The following is a 14474-nucleotide window of genomic DNA, read 5'->3' as shown; positions in this document are numbered from 1 at the left end:
AAGATCTGGAGTGCGGGCGCGCGCCGCATCCGTGACGATGAGTTTTCCCAGCCTGTCACGGAGTCACTTCGATGCGCTTCCCCGCTTCGTTTCAACGCCTCGCGTGGTCGAATCTGCTCGCGCAATCGGCGGAACAGATCGGCCTTGCCGCCGCGCCGCTCGCCGCCGTGTTCGCGCTCGGCGCGTCCGCCGTCGATATCGGTTTCTTGCAGAGCGCGCAGACGCTGCCGTTCCTGCTGATGTCCATTCCGCTCGGCGTGATCGCCGACCGCCGCTCGCGCCGCACGCTGATGGCCGCCGCCGAATGCGCCCGCGCGCTCGCGATGGCCTGCGTGCTGCTGCTCGTCCTCACGCACACGTTGACGCTCCCGCTGCTCGCGCTGCTCGGTTTTCTCGGCGCGACCGGCACGGTCGCCTACAACGTCGCCGCGCCCGCGCTCGTGCCGGCGCTCGTCGAGTGCGCCGCGCTGCCCGCCGCGAACGGGCGCATCGAGCTTGCGCGCAGCGCCGCGTATTCGGCGGGGCCGGCGCTGGGCGGGCTGATCGTCGGATGGATCGGCGCGGGCTGGGCGTATGGCTGCGCGGCGGGCTTTTCGGCAGCGGCGGCGGTGCTGCTCGCGGGATTACGCGAACCGCCGCGCCACCACGCCGCCGCGCGCCATTTCCTCATCGAGTTGCGCGAAGGCGCGCGTTTCGTCGGCGGCGATGCGCTGCTGCGCCCGATGCTCGCCACCGCCGTGTTCTTCAACATCGGCTTCTTCACGTTGCAGTCGGTCTATGTGCCCTATGCGGTGCAGCGGCTCGGCCTGAGTGCATCGGCAATCGGCGCCACCCTCGGCGCGTATGGCGTCGGCATGGTGTGCGGCGCGCTCGCGGCGCCGGCCGTGGCGCGGCGCATCGCGTTCGGCCGCATGCTGCTCGTCGGGCCGTTCTGCGGGCTGGCCGCATCGCTCGCGATGGTGGCGACGCTCGCCGTGCCGTCGTTCTGGCTCGCGGCATCGAGCTTCTTTCTGCTGGGCGCGGGGCCGATCCTGTGGACGGTCGGCTCGACGACGCTGCGCCAGGCCATCACGCCCGCGAACATGATGGGCCGCGTCTCGGCGCTCAACAGCACGGCGACCTACGGCGCGCGGCCATTGGGCGCGCTGCTCGGCGCGGCGATCAGCGCGCGCTTCGGCATGGGGCCGTGCCTCGTCGCGGCGGCGGCGGGCTTCGTCGTGCAGGCGTGGATCATCGCGGTTTCTCCGGCGGCGCGTCTCGCCGATGTGCCCGATGGCGCGCTCGTTTGACGCTCGCAGCGGACGGGCGCGCGAACATCGGCATTCGCGTGAGAATCCAGTCGAGCAATTCCTGCGGCCCCGCCGCGAGCGGACGCCCCGTCTTCACGAGCAGCTTCGCCTGCGCGCTTTCGAAGAGCGGATGCGCGATCGGGATGGTCGTCAGCTCGCCGCTCGCCAGTTCCCGATACGCGGCGAATTCGCCGATCAGCGTCATGAAATTTTCCGCGGCGACGAAGCGCTTGAGCGCGCCGAGCGAGTTCGTCGTGAGCGTCGGACGGATCGCGAGATCGTCGGTCGTCTCCAGCATCTTCACGACATGGCCGATGCCGAACGTCGGCGGCATCAGCGCGAGCGGATAGTCGAGCAGATCGCGAATGCGCGCGACGCCGCCGCGTAGCGCGAGCGGATGATCGCGCCGCGCGAGCAGCACGACCGGCTGCGGCGAGCTCGCGCGGCTCTCGATGCGCTCGTGCGGCGGCGGGTTGTACGCAAGCCCGATATGCGCGCGGCTTTGCGCGACTTCTTCCAGCAGGTCGTCGACGGCGAGCATCTGCATGTCGATTTCGAGGCGCGGATAGCGCGCGCAGAACGGCGCGAGCACGTCGTCGACGAGCGTATCGACATAGCCTTCGCTCACGGCGAGCCGTATCTGCCCTTGCTGCAACCCCTTCAGCGCGTGCAACTGGTCTTCGAGCTTCTCCTGTTGCGAGCGATAGCCGCGCCAGAATTCGAGCAGATGAAACGCCGCCTCGGTCGGCCGCACGCCGCGCGGCTCGCGCTCGAAGAGCGTGGTGTCGAGCTCGTCCTCGAGCAGTCTGATCTGCCGCGCAATCACCGACGGCGACGTATTCAGGTGATCCGCCGCCCCCCGAATCGTGCCGTGCGACAGCACTTCATGAAAGTAACGCAGGCGTTGCTGATTGATTTCGCGCATGGTCATTGGCTCAGTGTTGCTCACAGGGCAACGATACGTGAACTTAGTTGCTCTTGCTAGCACGCTCGCCCGCGCTCAACATGGCTTCACCCGTTGGGGGAGACAAACCAGGAGACGCGGATGTCCACGATACAGACCTTGCGAGGCGGCGATGCCGTTTCGGCGCTCTACAGCAGGATCAACTGGCGGCTCCTGCCGCTCCTCGTCGCGTGCTACATGTTCGCGTATCTGGACCGCGTGAACGTGGGCTTCGCGAAACTTCAGATGCAAAGCGATCTCGGTTTCTCCGATGCGGCGTACGGCGTCGGCGCCGGGATCTTTTTCATCGGCTATGTGCTGTTCGAGATTCCGAGCAACCTGATGCTGCCGAAAATCGGCGCGCGCCTCACGTTCAGCCGCATTCTCGTGCTGTGGGGCATCACGTCGGCGTGCATGCTCTTCGTGCGCAACGTGCCCGCGTTCTACGCGATGCGCTTCCTGCTCGGCGTATTCGAAGCCGGCTTCGCGCCGGGCATGATCTATTACCTCTCGTGCTGGTACGGGCCGAAGCGCATGGCGCGCGCGATTGCGCTCGTGTTCGTCGCGGGGCCGCTCGGCGGGGTCGTCGGCGGGCCGCTCTCGGCGTGGCTGATCTCTTCGCTGGCGGGCGTCGGCGGACTGGCCGGCTGGCAGTGGATGTTTCTCGTCGAAGGCTTGCCGTGCATCGCGCTGGGCGCACTCGTGTGGCGCGTGCTCGCGAATCGTCCGGGCGATGCGCGCTGGCTCACGCAGGACGAGCAGCGTCTCGTCGAGGCGGAAGTCGGAGGGCACGGCGGCGCGTCGCATCGCATCGAGTCGTTCAGGGAAATCGCGAAGAATCCGCGCATCTATCTGCTGGCGATCGCGTACTTCTGCATCATCTTTCCGATCTACGCGATCAGCTTCTGGCTGCCGACGCTCATCAAAGACCAAGGGGTAAATGACACGATCCGCCTCGGCTGGTATGTCGCGATTCCCTACGTCGCTGCCGCCGTCGCGATGTACGCGGCCGGACGACGCTCCGACAAGGTCGGCGAGCGCCGCTATCACAGCGCGCTGCCCGCGCTCGCCGCTGCCGCGCTGCTGGTGCTGACGCCGTATGCATCGGGCAATCTCGTCGCCACGCTCACGCTGCTCACGCTCGCCACGGCCTGCATGTGGATGGCCTACACGGTCTTCTGGGCGATTCCGTCCGAAACGATTTCCGGCCCGGCGGCGGCCGGCGGCATCGCGCTCATCAACACGATCGGCCTGTCGGGCGGCTTCTGGGGGCCGGCCGTGATCGGCTGGGTGAAGTCCGCGACCGGCAGCACGAACGGCGGCCTGCTCGTGATGGCGTGCATGGCGGCGCTTGCATGCGTGCTGATTCTCTCGAACAAACGCACGGTCGCCGCGGCCAGCGCGCGCACGGCCTGAACATCAATCGACACTTACGAGGACATCGGTCATGAAGATCCTGATCGCAGGATTCCAGCACGAAACGAACACCTTTGCGCCGACGAAGGCGAGCTATCAGAGCTTCATCCAGGGCGAAGGATTTCCGCCGATGGCGCACGGCGACGATGTGCTCAAGCTGCGCGATGTGAACGTGCCGATCGGCGGTTTCATTCAGTGGGCCGAGGCACAGGGACATGAACTGATTCCCGTGATCTGGGCGGGCGCGAGCGCATCGGCGCATGTGACGGAAGATGCGTACGAGCGCATCGCGGGCACGATCGTCGATCGTGTGCGCGCGGGCGGCTTCGATGCGATCTATCTCGACCTGCACGGCGCGATGGTCACCGAGCATCTCGACGATGGCGAAGGCGAGTTGCTGGCGCGCGTGCGCGGCATTGTCGGCGATGACATGCCGCTCGTCGTGTCGCTCGATCTGCATGCGAACGTCACCGCGCGCATGGTCGCGCTCGCCGATGCGCTCGTCGCGTATCGCACGTATCCGCATGTCGATATGGCGCAGACCGGCCTGCGCGCGGCGCATCTGCTCGCGCGGCGCATCGCGCATGGCGAGCCTCTGAAGCGCGCGATGCGCCGCGTGCCGTTCTTGATTCCGGTGAACGGCATGTGCACGCTCGTCGAGCCGGCGCGCGGCATGTACGGCACGCTCGAATCGCTCGAAAAGGATGAAGTCGTGTCGCTGTCGTTCGCGCCGGGCTTTCCCGCATCGGACTTCGACGAGTGCGGCCCGGTGTTCTGGGGCTACGCGTTCGATCAGCAGGCCGCCGACGAAGCCGTCGATGCGCTCTACACGACGCTCGTGAACGACGAAGCGCGCTGGGACGTGCCGTTTCTTTCGCCCGACGAAGCCGCGCGCGAAGCGATCGAGGCGAGCCGCGACGCGACGAAGCCCGTGATCATCGCGGATACGCAGGACAACCCCGGCGTCGGCGGCGATTCGAACACGATGGGCATGGTCCGCGCGCTGTTGCGCAACGACGCGCGCGATGCGGCTGTCGGCGTCATCTGGGACGAGAAGGCGGCGCGGGCGGCGCATCGCGCGGGCGTGGGCGCGCGCATCCGGCTCGCGCTCGGCGGCGGCTCGAATGTGCCGGGCGATTCACCGCTTGAGGGCGAGTTCGAAGTCGAGTATTTGTCGGATGGACGCTTCCGCTTCGACGGCCCGATGCTCAACGGCATGTCGGGCGAACTCGGGCCGACCGCGTGCCTGCGCATCGGTGGCGTGCGCATCGCGGTGAGCAGCATCAAGATGCAGGTGTTCGATCGCAATCTCTTTCGTGTCGCGGGCATCGAGCCGGAACGCATGAAAATTCTGGTGAACAAGAGCTCGGTGCATTTCCGCGCCGATTTCGAGCCGATCGCGGCGCGCATTCTCGTCGCGAAGGCGCCCGGTCCGATGGCCGCCGATCCGGCCGATCTGCCGTGGCGCAATCTCGATGCGCGGATGCGCGTGCGCCCGCTGGGGCCGACGCTCGCCGCGTTGCGCGCATCGGCCGCATGATCGTTCGCGTTGTTTTCCGCTCATTGAATACGTTAAAAAGAGGAGTATCGCAACATGCCGGATGATCAGATCAACTCATGGCGCCGCCGCTTTCTCGGCACGGCGATCGCGAGCGTCGGCGCCATGCAGCTCGGATTGAGCGACCTCGTTCGCGCTCAGACAGCGCAACGTGCATCGCCGGGAGCGGGCTTCGCGGAGATCCGCCAGATCGATGCGGGCGTGCTCAATATCGGCTATGCGCAAGCGGGGCCGGCGAACGGCCCCGTCGTGATTCTGCTGCACGGCTGGCCGTACGACATCCACGCTTTCGCGGACGTGACGCCGTTGCTCGTCGCGCAGGGATATCGCGTGATCGTGCCGTATCTGCGCGGCTACGGATCGACGCGCTTTCTGTCCGCCGACACGCCGCGCAACGGCCAGCAAGCGGTGGTCGCGGTGGACATCATCGCGTTGATGGACGCGCTCAAGATCAGGCAGGCCACGTTCGGCGCGTTCGACTGGGGCGCGCGCACCGCCAATATCATCGCGGCGCTGTGGCCCGAACGCGTCAAGGCGATGGTCTCCGTGAGCGGCTATCTGATCGGCAGCCAGCAGGCGAATCGTGCGCCGTTGCCGCCGAAGGCCGAATTCGCGTGGTGGTATCAGTTCTACTTCGCAACGGATCGCGGCCAGGCGGGCTACGAGGCGAACCGTCACGATTTCAACAAGCTCATCTGGCAACTCGCATCGCCGAAATGGAATTTCGATGACGCGACGTATGACCGCTCGGCGAAGTCGTTCGAGAATCCGGATCACGTCGCGGTGGTGATTCACAACTATCGCTGGCGTCTCGGGCTCGCGCAGGGCGAGGCGCAATACGACGCGCTGGAGCAGCGTCTCGCGACCGCGCCGACGATCGGCGTGCCGACCATCACGATGGAAGGCGACGCCAACGGCGCACCGCATCCCGATCCAGCGGCGTATGCGAAGAAGTTCACCGGCAAATATCAGCATCGGAATATCGCGGGCGGCATCGGACACAATCTGCCGCAGGAAGCGCCGAAGGCTTTCGCCGATGCGGTGATCGAGGCAGACCGGATGTAAGGGGGGCGAGCGGGCGCAATGTGCCCGCCGCGACCTCGAGTCGAACAGTCCCGCGCTTTCAGGCAAAACACGAAACAATTACATCGGCCTGTCAAACGCATTTCACATTCGTTTCCTAAAGTAGCGCGTCAACCGGCACATCGGGCCGCAACGGCCTGAAGCAGGGACTTTCATCGCCGGTACACAACCCACAATCAAGGACTCGACACCACACATGGCGCAGCGACTCGACCTTTCCCGCCGCAAAGCCCTCAAGATTCTCGCCGGCGCGCCGATGCTGCCGCTCGGCGGCGCGGCTACCGCTTCGTTGCTCGCCACCGCATGCGGCGGCAGCGACAGCAACGCGGCCACGCCCGCGCCCGCGCCGACCGCCGCCTTCACCACGGCGACGTTCACCGGCATGGCCGCACCGACGCTCGCCGATCCGGGCGCGATGGCCAGGACCACCGTCGCATCGACGATGACGGTGAACTTCAGCGACGGCAGCAACCGCGCCTACAAGCTCGCGTATCAGCCGTTCTTCATGACGGGCGATGTCGTGCCGAACACGACCGGCGGGACCATCGTGGCGGGCGGCTATTTCGATATCGACAATCAGCCGATCATCGACCGCTCCACGCCGGGCAAGGAACGCCAGTTCTTCTCGGATTGCCCGGATGGCACGTCGCTCATCAGGATCGACAATCCGACGGTGAAGGGCGTGAAGGGCAACGCCGTGTTCGCGGTCGTGCAGTTCGAATACACGACGCGCGATCAGAGCGCCGTCAGCATGTACGGCCGCCTGCCGTCGCCGATCGCCGTGCTCACGCTCGATCAGGACCCGGCAACCGGCAAGCTCTCGCTCGTGAGCTACGCGAACGTCGATACGTCGAAGGCGAACGGCCTGTGGATCACGTGCGGCGCGAGCCTGTCGCCGTGGAACACGCATTTGTCGAGCGAAGAGTACGAGCCGGATGCGGCTGTTTCGTCGACGGACGCGCAGCTCAAGGCCTACAGCAGGAATCTCTACGGCGATGAAACGAAAGCGCGTCCGTATCACTACGGCCATGTGCCGGAAGTCACCGTGCACGCGGACGGCACCGGCACGATCACGAAGCACTATTGCCTCGGCCGCATCTCGCACGAACTGATCCAGGTGATGCCCGACAAGCGCACCGTGATGATGGGCGATGACGCGACCAACGGCGGCGTCTTCATGTTCGTCGCCGACAGGGAAGCGGATCTTTCGGCGGGCACGCTCTATGTCGCGAAGTGCGCGCAGACGTCGTCGGCGGGCGCGGGTTCGGCCACGCTCACCTGGCTCAACCTCGGCCACGCGACGAGCGACGAGATCGAGCATCTCGCCGACACGCTGACGATCGCCGACATCATGGACGTCGTCACCGACGAAAAGATCGGCCCGACGCTGGATGCGAGCTATACGCGCATTCATTTCGGCGGCAAGTTCAACTGGATTCGCATCAAGCCGGGCATGGAGAAGGCGGCCGCGTTTCTGGAAACGCACCGCTACGCCGCATGGCGCGGCGCGAGCATGTGCTTCACGAAACTCGAAGGCACGACGGTCAACGCGAAGGACAAGATCGTCTATTCGGCGATGTCGCAGATCGTCAAGTCGATGGTGAAGGGCGACGCGCACTCGACGGACATCGCGCTCGATCGCGCCATCACCGCCGGCGCCGTCTACGCGTTCAACCTGAAGGGCGGCCAGCGCGATCTCGCGGGCGCGGCGATCGACAGCGAATGGGTGCCGGTCGACATGGCCGCCCCGGCTGCGCTCGTCGGCGAAGACATTGCGTCCGATGCGCTCGGCAATCTCGCGAACCCGGAGCGCGTCGCGAATCCGGATAACCTCAAGTTCTCGGAGAAGCTGCGCACGCTTTTCATCGGCGAGGACAGCGGCGCGCACGTCAACAACTTTCTGTGGGCGTACAACGTCGATACGAAATCGCTGACGCGCATTCTGTCGGCGCCTTCGGGCGCGGAATCGACGGGGCTGCATGCGGTCGACGAGATCAACGGCTGGACCTACATCATGAGCAACTTCCAGCACGCGGGCGACTGGGAAACGGCCCTGCACGGCAAGGTGCAGGCGACGCTCGATCCGCTCATCCGCGCGAACTACAAGGATCGCTTCGGCGCGGCAGTCGGTTATCTGACCGCCGATCCGGCCTCGCTCAAGCTGAGCCGATGAGGTGAGGTGATGTGAAGCGAAGCATCGCGCTTCGCTTCGTCATGCAGCGGCGTTGCGTGAGTCAGCAGCGCTGCTCGCAATCGATATATTCGAAACCCGCCGCGATTGCGAAGCGGATCGCTTCTTCCACGTTGGGAAACTCGCCCGGCAAACGCACGGAACGCTCCATTCCGTTCAAATCCTGGATTCGCGCCGTCGCGGCAAACACATCGCCATGCCGGACCGCTGCCGGCGTGACCATCATGTCCCTGTAGCTGAAGACCATTTTTTCTCTGTCGGATGTTATCGGCCCGCGGAATACCGCTGCGGGACACTCGTCTTGCATATCGAAAAGGTCCGGAACGATCGTCCGGCTCCTTCTGTTTCAGGTTATCGGCACGGGTAAACGTTTCTTTACGTGGAGCGTTCGAAAACCGCCGGTTGAAGTCGATGAAACGTTTGCATCTGACCGAAACGCTGAGGCCGGTGCGGGCAGCGACGCATGGCAACGTTCGTCATCCGAACGATACGGTAACGCCCGGCGTTTGCGCTCAAGTCATTGCAATAACCCGTCAGATGCCGATTTCTGCCGACTTCACCGGATGGTGCTAAGGTGCAGCCAATCGTTTTCTCTCAACCGGGCAGGGCCAGCATGGAGTGCAGTCGGCCATGAAAGTTCGTCTCTGGAAAGCGGCAGGCCTTCTTCTCGTGACCTCGGGCGCGTGGGCGCAAACGAGCGTCACGATGTACGGCCGGATCGATGGCGGCATCGAATATCTGAATCACATTGCGAACGGCACGGGCGGCAGCGCCTCGCGATGGAGCGCCGAAGGCGGCGACTGGGGCACCAGCATGTGGGGCCTCAAAGGCAACGAAGATCTCGGCGCCGGCCTGAGCGCGGTCTTCGACCTCGAAACCGCCATCCAGATCATGAACGGCACCACCGGCGGCGGACGCCTGTGGTCGCGCCGCGCTTATGTCGGGCTGAGTTCGAAGACGTGGGGCCAGTTGCAGGCGGGCCGCAACCTCTTTATCGATAGCGACGGCGTGTGGGAGTTCGATCCCTTCGTGCAGCAGGCGGTGTCATCGGCGTCGCTCGTGCGCGGGCGCAACTGGCAGCAGACCAGCAATAACGTCGAGTATCACAGCCCCGTGTTTCATGGCTTCGACGTGCAAGGGCAGTATGCGTTCGGCAATCAGCCGGGCGCGTTCAATTCGGGCGCGCCCGGCGAGTTCGGCCGCTCCGAAGGCATCATGCTGACGTATCACTCGCCGGCGCTCGACGTCCGCGGCATCTACGACGAGCTGCGCAGTCAGGACGGCAAGCTGGACAACATCTTTCAGGCGTCGCGAGAGTACTTCGTCGGCGCGAATGTGAAGGTGGACAAGTGGAAGGTGCAGGCCGCCTACACGCACTACGCCGCACCGGATTCGCCCGCAGGCGTGGCCGAAAGCGCCGATCACTACTGGCTCGGCGCGACTTATCAGGCGACGCCCGCCTGGGCCGTCACCGCGGCGGGCTTCTACATCCATGTGGGCGCGGGTGCGGGCGATGCGGCGCACGATCCTGCGAGCCATGCGATGCTCTACGCGCTCGGCACGACCTACAACTTCACGAAGCGCACTTTCCTCTACGGCACCGTGGCCTACGTGCGCAACAGTGCGAACGGCACGTTCTCGGTCTTCGCGACACCGCGCGACGCCGAACCGGGCACGAGTCCGATGGCGGGCGAGTCGCAGACAGGCGCTTACATCGGGATGATGCACGTGTTCTGAAAAGCACCGGCATCGTTTCTACGCGCGAAACGATGCCGCAAAGCGTTGCGCCGGTCAGGAGCGCGCGCGCTTCAGCCAGTCTTCCAGCGCGATGTTTCCATGACGCGCAGCGCCGGTCGGCACGAGCGAGTCCTCCGTGATCGTGCCGCCGAAGTACGTGGCTTTCGGATCCACGACGATCTCACGCGCATCGCCCTGCGCCTTCAGATACTGGCCGACGATCCGATGCAACGGCGCCCGCTGCGGCCCTGCGATGTCGACGATGCCGTTCAACGGCGCGGCGAGGGCGACATCGGCGACGATGGCCGCGACGTCATCGGCTGCGATCGGCTGGAACTGTCCTGTCGAGAGATGCACCTTGCCGTCCTGCATCCCGGCATCTGCGATGCCGCCGAGAAATTCCATGAACTGCGTCGCGCGAATGATGGAATACGGCACGCCCGATTCCGCGATCAGCTTCTCCTGCGCGACCTTCGCGAGGAAATAGCCGTTGTCCGGCATGCGGTCCGTGCCAACGACCGACAGCGCGACATGATGCTGCACGCCCGCCGCGGCCTCGGCCTTGACGAGATTCGTGGTCGACGTACGGAAGAACGCCATCACGTCGTCCGGCGCCCATGAAGGCGCGTTCGATACATCGATCACGATCTGCGCGCCGCGAAGCGCTTCATTCAGACCTGCGCCGCTCACCGAATCCACGCCGTTGCGCGGCGACGCGGCGATAGCCTCGTGACCCTTCGCGCGCAGAATCGCGACCGTTTTCGCGCCGATCAAACCCGAACCGCCGATGACGACGATCTTCATGATGCACCTCTCGGTTAAGTGAAAGTGAAGTCATTGTGCGACAATCATGGCTTAGTACAAAGAGACAAGAATCGTCGATCGGACTAGTCCATGAACCGCGCCATGCCACGAGCCAAGAACACGCTGACCATATCGATCGACCGGCACGAAGCCGCGCCGATTTATCTGCAGATTTGCGAGCGCTTCAAGGCCGCGATCGCAGCGGGCCATCTGAAGCCAGGCGATCGCGTGCCCGCCTTGCGCGGACTCGCGACGCAACTGAATACTGCGCGCGGCACGGTCGAGATGGCTTATAACATTCTCGTCGATGAGGGTTATTTGCAGATGCGCGGCGCGGCGGGCACGTTCGTGTCGTCGTCGCTGCCGGGCGCCGTCACGCTGTCCGCGGCGCGCAAGAACCGCGAGCGCGCGGATGCGCCGCGTGCCAGGCGTGCCGAACCCGCAGCCGATATCGGCAATGACGCAAAACCTTTGCGCCCGGGTCTCCCCGCGCTCGATGCGTTTCCGCGCAAGGTATGGAGCCGGCTCGTCGCGTATCGCGCGCGCAGCGGGGACCTCGCCGCGCTCACGTATCCCGATCCTTCCGGATATCGCCCGTTGCGCGAGCGCATCGCGACCTATCTCGGTCTTTCGCGTGGCGTGGATTGCGTGCCGGAGCAGGTGTTCGTGACGAACGGATATCGCGCGACGCTCGAACTGGTCCTGCGCAGTCTCGCGAAGCCCGAGGACCGCGCATGGTTCGAAGAGCCGGGATATCTGCTCGCGCGTAACTTTCTCGTCGAAGCGGGCGTGCGGCTCGTGCCGGTGCCGGTCGATCACGAAGGGCTCGACGTCGATGCGGGCATTGCGCTCGATGCCGATGCGCGCTTCGCATTCGTCACGCCATCGCATCAAAGTCCGCTCGGTGTGACGCTCGCGCTTCCGAGACGCATGAAACTGCTCGACTGGGCGAGCCGCGCGGGGAGCTGGATCGTCGAGGACGATTACGACAGCGAGTTCCGCTATGTCGGTCGTCCGCTGCCCGCGCTGAAAAGCCTCGATCGCGACGATCGCGTGATCTATTGCGGCACGTTCAGCAAAGTGCTGTTTCCGGGCTTGCGGCTCTCTTATGTGGTGGCGCCCGAGCGGGCCGTCGCGCGCTTCGGGCAGCTCACGAAGAGCATGAATGCGGGCTCGCCTTATCTCTATCAGGCGGCGGTGGCCGACTTCATCGCGCAAGGGCATTTCGCGCGGCATCTGAAGCGCATGCGCGCGCTGTACGCCGAGCGGCGCATGCTGCTCGCGAACGCGATCGTGAAGGCGTTCGGCGATCGCGTGGCGATCGACTTGCCGACCGGCGGCATGCATCTCGTCGCGATCTTCCGGAAGGGACGCGGCGGTCCCATCGACGACATGGCGATGGCCGCCCGCGCGCGTGAAGCGGGGCTTGCGGTGATCGCGCTGTCGGCGTGGTACCTGAACGGGCGCACGAAGCATACGTTGCGCGGGATCGTCGCCGGCTTCGCGAATGTCGCCGATGCTGCGCAAGCCGCGCGTCTCGCCCGCATGCTTCGACGCGCCTACGATGGTTAGAGCGTGACGGCGTCGTCCGAGGCGAAAAGCGCGTGGCGCGCGATTTCATCGCGTGCGCATTGCAGCGCTTCGTTTACGGCTTCGTCGCCGCGCACGAGTCCTTGCAGCAGGAGAAAGTGCAGGCTTTGCAAGCCGATCGAGCCGAGCGCGTAGCGTAAATATGGCGTGAGGAAATCGCGTTGTCGCGCGTGCTCGCCGCAATGAAACCCGCCTGATCCGACGATCACGAACGCGGGCCGGTCGCGCATCAGACCGACCTTGCCCTCGGGCGTGGCCGCGAACGTGCGGTGAATGCGCAGCACGTAGTCGATCCACAGCTTCAACGCGGCGGGCACGGTGAAGTTGTGCATCGGCGTGTTGATGATGAGTGCGTCCGTCGTTTCGATTTCGCGGACCAGTTCCTCGGATACGTAGAACGGGCTCGCATCCGGATGACGCGACGTGATCGCGCGCGCATAGTCCTGCGTGATGGGCGGCAACGGCTTCGCGGCGAGATCGCGTTCGACGACTTCGACGCGCGTCGTCTTGCGCAGCATGCCGATCATTTCCAGCGCGAGCCGATAGCCATGGCTCGCATCGCCGTGCGGGCTCGCGTTGATGAAAAGCACTTTCATCGCGCGGCCTCCGTGCCGTTGGCGGCGAGCGTTTCGACGAAGCGCATGCCTTTCGCGAGCAGCCCATTGCGATAGTAGAAGCGCTGAGCGAGCGCCATGTGCAGGCCGGTATCGAGCACGAAATGCGCACAGCGTGAATGACGCGCGATCTCGCGGACCTTGTCGAGCAATTGCGCGCCGATGCCGCTGCGTTGCAGACGTGCCGTCACGACGAGATCGTCGAGATAGACGAAACGCCCGTACAGCGTGTTCGTTTGCGTGCGATAGCCGGCAAGACCGAGAATCGCGCCATCGTCGCATGCGGCGAGCAGGCGATAGCTTTCCTCGCGTTGACGGCGCATTTGCGCGCGGAAGGCGTCGGCGTCGGTGAGATGCGGGCGCAGTTCCTTCATGACGTCGAAGGCGCGCGTCAACTCGTCGGGCGTGTCGAGATGCCGAAGGGTGATCGAAGTGTTCATGCGTGTTCTCCACGTTGCATGACACCTACGATATCCGCGCGATGGCACAGGCTGAAGGGCCAAGATTCGATCTTTCGACCAGGCCAAGCGTTCGCGTTCGCCCTACGCCAGCAGTCGGGCAATGAGGTCTTGTGTCGCTCTCGCGCCGTATTTGCGCAGCAGGCTCGCGCGATGTATGTCGACCGTGCGCGGACTGATATTCAGTTCCTTGCCGATCTCCTTGCTCGTCATGCCGTGAACGAGCAGGGCGGCTACGTCGCGCTCGCGCTCGGTCAGCATGCTCGCGTTATCGGATTGCTTCGTGCCCTGCGACAGGTCCGTGAACGTCCAGATTGCAAGCTCGAATGGCCGCTTCGGGTTATAGCCGAAGCCGCAAACCGTGACCCAGAAGTGCGTGCCGTCGATGCGCCGCATGATGCGGTCATCGCTGAAGAGGGCATGCTTTGCAAGGAGCGGCGCGAGGCGGCGACCGGTGGTGGAGAAGTCCTTGCGCTGCGGATAGAGCTTCGAGAACGATTGACCGATGATGTCGCCGCGTGTCGCCCTGAAGAGTTCCAGGGCTCTCGAATTGCAATCCACCATGACCCGTTCTCTCGCAACGATGACGGCAACGGGCAAATGCCTGAATAAATCTTCGTAGTCGAGCTTGGGCGTCGAGTCGGTCATATCGGGAAGCGCGCCGCGTCTGGCGAAAAGTTATCGTAGCACCGAGTTCCGATAACTTTCGCGCGGGATCAGACGTTCCAGACTTCGCCGAAGAAGCGCATCCAGTTTTCGCCCATCACTTTCTTGATGCGCGACTCGCTCCA

The 14474-nt window shown here is 64.7% G+C and carries 13 protein-coding genes; 7 read left to right on the top strand and 6 right to left on the bottom strand.

Annotation, left to right across the window (positions count from 1 at the left end):
- Positions 1-71 precede the first annotated feature (71 nt).
- Positions 72-1289 carry an MFS transporter gene (locus NCR38_RS24335; protein ID WP_250477724.1) on the top strand — a complete coding sequence of 406 codons (1218 nt, stop codon included), beginning with the start codon at positions 72-74 and terminating at the stop codon, positions 1287-1289.
- Here the strand turns inward: NCR38_RS24335 and NCR38_RS24330 are convergent.
- A complete protein-coding gene (locus NCR38_RS24330; RefSeq protein WP_061119258.1) occupies positions 1231-2214 on the bottom strand; it encodes a LysR family transcriptional regulator in 984 nt (327 codons plus the stop codon). The two genes, NCR38_RS24335 and NCR38_RS24330, sit on opposite strands and share 59 nt — an antisense overlap.
- A gap of 120 nt (positions 2215-2334) precedes the next feature.
- Here NCR38_RS24330 and NCR38_RS24325 point away from each other — a divergent pair, with 120 nt between their 5' ends.
- The 4 genes from NCR38_RS24325 (at position 2335) to NCR38_RS24310 (ending at position 8462) form a co-directional block, all read left to right on the top strand.
- Positions 2335-3648, top strand: coding sequence for an MFS transporter (locus NCR38_RS24325; protein WP_061119108.1), 1314 nt, complete (start codon positions 2335-2337; stop codon positions 3646-3648).
- A 31-nt stretch (positions 3649-3679) separates the two neighbouring features.
- Positions 3680-5188: a M81 family metallopeptidase gene (locus NCR38_RS24320; RefSeq protein ID WP_061119107.1), complete on the top strand. Its 1509-nt coding sequence runs from the start codon at positions 3680-3682 to the stop codon at positions 5186-5188.
- A 54-nt stretch (positions 5189-5242) separates the two neighbouring features.
- Positions 5243-6271 carry an alpha/beta fold hydrolase gene (locus NCR38_RS24315; protein ID WP_061119106.1) on the top strand — a complete coding sequence of 343 codons (1029 nt, stop codon included), beginning with the start codon at positions 5243-5245 and terminating at the stop codon, positions 6269-6271.
- A gap of 214 nt (positions 6272-6485) precedes the next feature.
- Positions 6486-8462, top strand: coding sequence for a PhoX family phosphatase (locus NCR38_RS24310; RefSeq protein ID WP_061119105.1), 1977 nt, complete (start codon positions 6486-6488; stop codon positions 8460-8462).
- Between the two features lie 61 nt (positions 8463-8523).
- Here NCR38_RS24310 and NCR38_RS24305 read toward each other — a convergent pair whose 3' ends face one another.
- Positions 8524-8727 (bottom strand): hypothetical protein, encoded by a 204-nt coding sequence (locus NCR38_RS24305; RefSeq protein ID WP_061119104.1) that lies wholly within the window; start codon positions 8725-8727, stop codon positions 8524-8526.
- Between the two features lie 383 nt (positions 8728-9110).
- On the opposite strand from NCR38_RS24305, the gene NCR38_RS24300 reads away from it, so the two are divergent.
- Positions 9111-10217, top strand: a complete 1107-nt coding sequence (locus NCR38_RS24300; protein WP_250477723.1) for a porin — start codon at positions 9111-9113, stop codon at positions 10215-10217.
- 54 nt (positions 10218-10271) lie between these two features.
- On the opposite strand, the gene NCR38_RS24295 is transcribed toward NCR38_RS24300, so the two are convergent.
- Positions 10272-11021, bottom strand: coding sequence for an SDR family oxidoreductase (locus NCR38_RS24295; protein WP_061119103.1), 750 nt, complete (start codon positions 11019-11021; stop codon positions 10272-10274).
- A 102-nt stretch (positions 11022-11123) separates the two neighbouring features.
- Here NCR38_RS24295 and NCR38_RS24290 point away from each other — a divergent pair, with 102 nt between their 5' ends.
- The gene (locus NCR38_RS24290; RefSeq protein ID WP_061119256.1) at positions 11124-12593 is read left to right on the top strand and encodes a PLP-dependent aminotransferase family protein; all 1470 of its coding nucleotides are present in this window, start codon (positions 11124-11126) and stop codon (positions 12591-12593) included.
- Here NCR38_RS24290 and NCR38_RS24285 read toward each other — a convergent pair.
- From NCR38_RS24285 to NCR38_RS24275, 3 genes are all read right to left on the bottom strand, one after another.
- On the bottom strand, positions 12590-13207 hold the full coding sequence (locus NCR38_RS24285) for an FMN-dependent NADH-azoreductase (protein WP_061119102.1): 618 nt from the start codon (positions 13205-13207) through the stop codon (positions 12590-12592). The genes NCR38_RS24290 and NCR38_RS24285 overlap by 4 nt on opposite strands.
- Positions 13204-13665: a GNAT family N-acetyltransferase gene (locus tag NCR38_RS24280; RefSeq protein ID WP_061119101.1), complete on the bottom strand. Its 462-nt coding sequence runs from the start codon at positions 13663-13665 to the stop codon at positions 13204-13206. Before NCR38_RS24280 ends, NCR38_RS24285 begins: the two co-directional genes overlap by 4 nt.
- Positions 13666-13767: 102 nt before the next feature.
- Positions 13768-14331 (bottom strand): PAS and helix-turn-helix domain-containing protein, encoded by a 564-nt coding sequence (locus tag NCR38_RS24275; RefSeq protein WP_061119100.1) that lies wholly within the window; start codon positions 14329-14331, stop codon positions 13768-13770.
- Positions 14332-14474 lie beyond the last annotated feature (143 nt).

This window comes from Caballeronia sp. INML1, from assembly GCF_023631085.1.
In the GTDB taxonomy this organism is placed as follows: Bacteria; Pseudomonadota; Gammaproteobacteria; order Burkholderiales; family Burkholderiaceae; genus Caballeronia; species Caballeronia turbans.
Note: the sequence above shows the minus strand (reverse complement) of the source record. Positions and strands in the feature narration are given on the sequence as shown.

Bases quoted from the DNA above. Each gene is read 5' to 3' on its own strand.
- NCR38_RS24325 (WP_061119108.1), top strand. From the start codon at position 2,335: ATGTCCACGATACAGACCTTGCGAGGCGGCGATGCCGTTTCGGCGCTC.
- NCR38_RS24295 (WP_061119103.1), bottom strand. From the start codon at position 11,021: ATGAAGATCGTCGTCATCGGCGGTTCGGGTTTGATCGGCGCGAAAACG.
- NCR38_RS24330 (WP_061119258.1), bottom strand. From the start codon at position 2,214: ATGCGCGAAATCAATCAGCAACGCCTGCGTTACTTTCATGAAGTGCTG.
- NCR38_RS24320 (WP_061119107.1), top strand. From the start codon at position 3,680: ATGAAGATCCTGATCGCAGGATTCCAGCACGAAACGAACACCTTTGCG.
- NCR38_RS24300 (WP_250477723.1), top strand. From the start codon at position 9,111: ATGAAAGTTCGTCTCTGGAAAGCGGCAGGCCTTCTTCTCGTGACCTCG.
- NCR38_RS24290 (WP_061119256.1), top strand. From the start codon at position 11,124: ATGCCACGAGCCAAGAACACGCTGACCATATCGATCGACCGGCACGAA.
- NCR38_RS24305 (WP_061119104.1), bottom strand. From the start codon at position 8,727: ATGGTCTTCAGCTACAGGGACATGATGGTCACGCCGGCAGCGGTCCGG.
- NCR38_RS24315 (WP_061119106.1), top strand. From the start codon at position 5,243: ATGCCGGATGATCAGATCAACTCATGGCGCCGCCGCTTTCTCGGCACG.
- NCR38_RS24285 (WP_061119102.1), bottom strand. From the start codon at position 13,207: ATGAAAGTGCTTTTCATCAACGCGAGCCCGCACGGCGATGCGAGCCAT.
- NCR38_RS24275 (WP_061119100.1), bottom strand. From the start codon at position 14,331: ATGACCGACTCGACGCCCAAGCTCGACTACGAAGATTTATTCAGGCAT.
- NCR38_RS24280 (WP_061119101.1), bottom strand. From the start codon at position 13,665: ATGAACACTTCGATCACCCTTCGGCATCTCGACACGCCCGACGAGTTG.
- NCR38_RS24310 (WP_061119105.1), top strand. From the start codon at position 6,486: ATGGCGCAGCGACTCGACCTTTCCCGCCGCAAAGCCCTCAAGATTCTC.
- NCR38_RS24335 (WP_250477724.1), top strand. From the start codon at position 72: ATGCGCTTCCCCGCTTCGTTTCAACGCCTCGCGTGGTCGAATCTGCTC.